The sequence below is a fragment of the Actinoplanes sp. NPDC051633 genome, from assembly GCF_040681735.1.
Lineage (GTDB): Bacteria > Actinomycetota > Actinomycetes > Mycobacteriales > Micromonosporaceae > Actinoplanes.
In genome coordinates this window covers 1-5,323 of record NZ_JBFAZH010000530.1, presented here as the reverse complement: position 1 = coordinate 5,323, position 5,323 = coordinate 1, and the positions used below count along the sequence as shown (strand labels likewise).

General features: G+C 65.8%; 5 protein-coding genes. 2 read left to right on the top strand and 3 right to left on the bottom strand.

All coding sequences use genetic code 11. From position 1 onward, the window contains the following. Together AB0M20_RS25820 and AB0M20_RS25815 are read left to right on the top strand one after the other, a co-directional pair. Window positions 1-808, top strand: an 808-nt coding sequence (locus AB0M20_RS25820; protein ID WP_364302378.1) for an EAL domain-containing protein, incomplete at its 5' end; no start/stop codon positions are given. A gap of 275 nt (window positions 809-1,083) precedes the next feature. Further along, complete coding sequence (locus AB0M20_RS25815; protein WP_364302376.1) at window positions 1,084-2,865, top strand: N-acetylglutaminylglutamine amidotransferase; 1,782 nt, start codon at window positions 1,084-1,086, stop codon at window positions 2,863-2,865. A 14-nt stretch (window positions 2,866-2,879) separates the two neighbouring features. Here AB0M20_RS25815 and AB0M20_RS25810 read toward each other — a convergent pair whose 3' ends face one another. From AB0M20_RS25810 to AB0M20_RS25800, 3 genes are all read right to left on the bottom strand, one after another. Then, window positions 2,880-3,791: an L-histidine N(alpha)-methyltransferase gene (locus AB0M20_RS25810; protein WP_364302374.1), complete on the bottom strand. Its 912-nt coding sequence runs from the start codon at window positions 3,789-3,791 to the stop codon at window positions 2,880-2,882. Continuing rightward, window positions 3,757-4,524: a hypothetical protein gene (locus AB0M20_RS25805; RefSeq protein WP_364302372.1), complete on the bottom strand. Its 768-nt coding sequence runs from the start codon at window positions 4,522-4,524 to the stop codon at window positions 3,757-3,759. Before AB0M20_RS25805 ends, AB0M20_RS25810 begins: the two co-directional genes overlap by 35 nt. A gap of 4 nt (window positions 4,525-4,528) precedes the next feature. Continuing rightward, window positions 4,529-5,323, bottom strand: a 795-nt coding sequence (locus tag AB0M20_RS25800; protein WP_364302370.1) for an FAD-dependent oxidoreductase, incomplete at its 5' end; no start/stop codon positions are given.

Genomic DNA, 5,323 nt, shown 5'->3' with positions numbered 1-5,323 from the left:
CGGCATGCAGGCACGCGGCGCGGCCCTCGAGCAGGCCAGCTCCGCGCTGCGGCGGGCGCTGCACGACAACCAGCTGCGCCTGCACTACCAGCCGATCGTGCACCTGGACGACGATCACCTCGCCGGTGTCGAAGCGTTGCTGCGCTGGCAGCATCCCGAGCGCGGGCTGATCGGCGCACCCGAGATCATTCCCATCATCGAGGCCGGCGGCCTCATCATCGACATCGGCCGGTGGGTGCTGCGCGCAGCCTGCCGGCAGATGGCCGCCTGGCACCACGCGTACCCGGCGACCGCTCCACCCACGATCAGCATCAATGTCTCTGCCCAGCAGTTGCGGGAGCCCTCCTTCGCTGCCGAGGTCGCGGCAGCGCTCACCGACCACCACCTGCCCGCACAACGGCTGATCATCGAGATCACCGAGTCGACCGCGATCGGTGGCGGCGCGACCGGCGACACCCTCACCGCCCTGCGCGCCCTCGGCATCCGGGTCGCCCTCGACGACTTCGGCACCGGCCAGTCCACCCTGTCGCTGCTCGCCGCCTGCCCCATCGACCAGATCAAACTCGACCGTTCGTTCCTGCCCGACGAGCACTCCAGCGTCATCGCCGCCGCCGTGCTGCAACTCGCCCGCGGCTTCGGCCTGGACACCGTCGCCGAAGGCGTCGAAACACCCGCCCAGGTCCAACGGCTCAGGACGCTGGGCTACCAGCAGGCACAGGGATACCATTTCGCCCGCCCCATGCCCGCCGACGCCCTTGAAGCGCTCCTCGTCGCCGAAGACCAGAACCGCATCCGGCAGGGCGTCTAAACGGGTTCTGCAAATTGCTCCTCTGTCAAGCGGCAGCTGGTCGGCGGGTCGTGACGTCAGCGCGTAGCGCTTGGTAGATGGGGTCGTCTACGACCTAATTGGTCAGTCCGGCCAGCAGCAGGATCTCCTTTTGCCTACGCATCGGCGCTGCGCGGCGCTCCTGATGGCGGCGCGCGTGGTGGTCGCTGCACCCGGGCCCGCTGCGCTGGCAACGCCGTCGCTGACCCATCATGGCGGAGGAGAGCGCCCCGGCGACAAGGGCAGGTGCAGGCTAAGTGTGCGGAATCTGCGGTGAGGTCCGTTTCGACGGCACTGCGGTGTCTCATGCGACGGTGGCCACGATGACAGAGGCCATGGCCACGCGAGGACCGGATGGCGCCGGGATGTGGCGCGACGGGTGGGCCTCGCTGGGCCATCGCCGGTTGAGCATCATCGACCTGAGCGACGCCGCAGCTCAGCCGATGGTCGACGACGAACTGGGGATCGCGGTCGCCTTCAACGGGTGCATCTACAACTACCGGCAGTTGCAGGAGGATTTGCGCAACGGTGGCTACCGCTTCCGCACCCAGAGCGACACCGAGGTCGTCCTGGCCGCCTATCACCGGTGGGGAGAGCGATTCGTCGATCATCTCGTCGGCATGTTCGCGATCGCGATCGTCGACCGGCGCCAACGGCGTTTGTTGCTTGCCCGCGACCGGCTCGGCATCAAGCCGCTGTACCTCGCCTCAGTACGAGGTGGGCTTCGTTTCGCCTCCACTCTCCCAGCGCTACTGAGCGCCGGCGACGTGGACACCACTATCGATCCCGTCGCTCTGCACCACTACTTGTCCTGGCACTCGATCGTCCCGGCACCGCGCACCCTGCTGCGAGGCGTCCGTAAACTTCCGCCCGCGACGCTCCGGGTGATCGAGGCCGATGGCCGCTCCCGCGAGCAGCGATACTGGCAGCCGACATACACCCGCGATCCCGGGGTCGCCGGCATGGACGCCGACGAGTGGCAGCGTGAAATCGCCGATGCGCTGCGTACGGCGGTGCGCCGTCACATAGTGGCTGACGTCCCCGTCGGCGTGCTGCTCTCCGGCGGCCTCGACTCGAGTCTGATCGTGGCAATGCTTGCCGAGGCAGGGCACGACGTTCGCACGTTCAGCATCGGCTTCCAGAACTCCCGCACCCAGCCAGGTGACGAGTTCGGCTGGTCGGACCAGGTCGCCGCGCGGTATGGCACGAACCACGAGCGCATCTCTATTCATGACGAGAGCCTTGTGCCGGCGGTACAACAGTCGGTGGCGGCGATGACCGAGCCTATGGGGACGCACGACGTGGTGGCGTTCTTCCTGCTGTCCGAACGAGTGTCGCGACGTGTCAAGGTAGCCCTGGCCGGGCAGGGCGCCGACGAGATCTTCGCCGGATACCGCTTCCATCAGCCGTTCGCGGCGGCCGGGCGCGCCGACGCTCTCGACGTGTTCGTACAGGCGTTCTCGGATCGCGATCACGACGCGGTGAGCCGCATCGTCGAACCGGACGTTCGGTGCGTCAGCAACGTCAGCCGGGAATTGGTGGCCGCTCACCTGGAGAGCCCTGGCGCGGATACCGCGCTGGACGCGGCATTGCGCTTGGACACGCACCTGTTGATGCCGGAAGACCCGGTCAAGCGCATCGACAGTATGAGCATGGCCTGGGGCCTGGAGCTCCGGGTGCCTTTCCTCGATCAGGACCTGGTCGCGCTGGCGGCGGCCTGCCCGCCGGAGCTCAAGTCGGCCCGCGGCGGCAAGGGTGCGCTCAAGCAAGTCGCACGCCAGTTTTTCCCGGACAGCTTCGTCGACCGCCCGAAGGGTTACTTCCCCGTGCCCGCGCTGCATGACTTGAGCGGTCCTGTGCTCGATCTGGTCCGCGACACCCTCTACAGCCCGGCCGCCAAGAATCGGGCGCTGTTGCGCCGCGAATACATCGACGAACTGCTCGCCGAGCCGAACCGGCACCGGACACCGGTCGGCTCCAACGGACTCTGGCAGATCGCCGTCCTGGAGTTGTGGCTGCAAACCCGCGGTATCGGGTGACGCCACGTGCCGCCTCAGCGGACGGTGGCGATTGCCGAAATGCTCTCGGACGCCGCGAACGTCGAGTCGACGTCGAAACCGGCCTCCTTCAGGGCGCTGTCGAGCGCTGTCACGTCGAAACGCCGCGAGATGAAGCACCGCAATCGGCGACCTGGGACGAGCACGTCGGCGAGTGAGGGCGGCACGTGATCAATGCTGACAATTGTCGCATGACCGATGATGATGCGTCCCTCCACCGACATGCTCAGGTCCATCTCCGCGACCAGACCGATAGCGAGAAGCGGGGCGAGCGCAGCGGTCCGGAATCCGTCGACGAGGTAGCAGTCGACGTGTTGCTCGGCCGGCATCTCCGGTTTCCACCGAGCGACGCTGATCACCAAATGGTCTCCAGGGTCGAGACTGGATCTGATGTTGCTCAACACGTCGGAGGTCGATTCCACGTTGCCGAGAGTGTTGCCTAGAAACAGACAGACGATCCGATCGCGTTGCCGAGTGTCCCTGATCAGAGCGGTTGGCCTCTGCTCGAAATCCCACAGCCCGGTGCGGGCCGAAACGCCGATGTCCTCGAGCCGGCGGCGAGCATCATCGAGCAGGGTGGCCGAACAGTCGAGTCCCAAGTAGGACGAGGGTAACCATCGTCGCGCGGTGGCGATGAGGCGAGCCGCACGCCGGCCGTCGCCCGGACCGAGCTCGACCACACCGCTGTAGGAACACCGTCGAGCGATGAGCGCCCGGATAGCGGCGGCCTCGGAGGTGTCGTAGTCGAGGATGTCGGGCCGACAGGACTGCGCGGCTCCGGCCGGGAAGTGGTATCCGTACTTGCCGGACAGGAAACCCGCCTCGAGTTGCCGTCGGACCATACTCAGATCAATGGCGGCTGCCGGCGGATTCTCAGAGGATATCCAGTGTGGTGGAGTAGTCGGCATGCCACCTCTTTTGCAGTAGATCGATGTCGTCGGACCGGCTGACAGTTCCTTCGCTGATCCCGTTGATGAGCGGCGTACGAGAGAGCAAGCATTTCGTGGTCATGTGACGGCCATCCCAGTTCTGCATGTGGCCGACGCCGGCGACGCAGCTGCGGAAACCTTCGGAACCGGTCGGGAAGATCTCGACGACGGACGGCTCGGCGCCGGATAGCCGGCGCTGCACGAGAATGACCCGGATATCTCGGACGGCGAGCACGATCACGTATTTGTTGCGCGCGCCGCTACGCGGATCGGCAACGTTGAAAGTGGTGCGAAGTTCATATTGCCCGGGTGGGCATGAGTCGAATCGATAAACACGGTAGCGCCAGGTATGGACGCCGTCCAGAATGGTCAGGTGATAATGATGCAGAACGCATCGGAACGGCTCGAGGTGCTCGGCCCGGGAAAGAATGGCATCCGCGGGATTGTCGACGAGTGTCGAAACGTGAGCACGCAATGTGACATCCAGCTGCTCCAGCACGTCCTGCCCGGCCCACCGTCCGACCGCGAGACCGAACGACGCCCCGAAAATCGCGCCGCTGACCGCGGCGAGGCAGCTGCCGGCCACCCACCAGCCGCTGTTCGGCGCGGCCAAAATACAGATGATGCTGCCCGCGATCACTCCGGCGAGGCTGGCGATAAGGATGATGCGGCCGAGCAGTTGCGCCTTGCTGCGGACCGAGTTGATGGGCACGGGCTCACATCGCCTCGGTCGATGGCCATGAGCTGCTGGCGGTGGAGGACTCCTCCGCGGCCGGCGGCAGGTCGAGATCGTCGGCCAGAGCGGCCGCATGTGCGCCGGACACGGGAGCGAACTTGAAACCCTGTCCTGAGCATGCACTCAAGGAAACAATATTGGGCGCGTCGGGAGAACGATCGACGATGAACTGTCCCGACTGAGTGTTCGTGTAGTGGCAGACATCGACATCGACCACCTCCGCCGCGGCCGAGGGCTTGAACATGCCGGCGAACTGGCGTATCCCGTCGGCGGCGGCCAACTTCTTCATCTCCGGGTCGACGGGACCATCCGGACCACAGCCGCTTCCACGGATCCCATAATCCACCTCGGTATCACTTCCGCCGATGTGTCGAGCTATGAGATGCCGGCCCGGCGCCGCGTTGACGACGCCGTAGTAGCCGTTGTCGAGATCGATCCATGGCTGGCAGGCGCCATCGCCGATCGGCTCTGCGGCCAGCCACACCGGGTACTGTCGCGTCACGCGGAGCTTCGGCTGCAGCCCGGGGAGCAGGTCGGCAGTCCAAGGTCCCGCCGCAACGACGACACGGTCCATGTGGACGGATTCGTTGTCGACACGAAGGTTGACCGCCTTCCCCACCGACGTCGCGGACCGCACTTCTCCGTTCTCGAGCCGGACGCCGAGCTCCTGGGCTCGCCGGCACAGCGCGTCAAGGCACCGGCTGGGCAAGAGAAGTCCACCATCGGGTTCCACCACGCAGGTTTTTCGTTCACCGAAATGAAAGCTGTACGGATC

Excerpts from the sequence above, each read along its gene's own strand:
- AB0M20_RS25810 (WP_364302374.1), bottom strand. The coding sequence starts at position 3,791 with ATGCCGACTACTCCACCACACTGGATATCCTCTGAGAATCCGCCGGCA.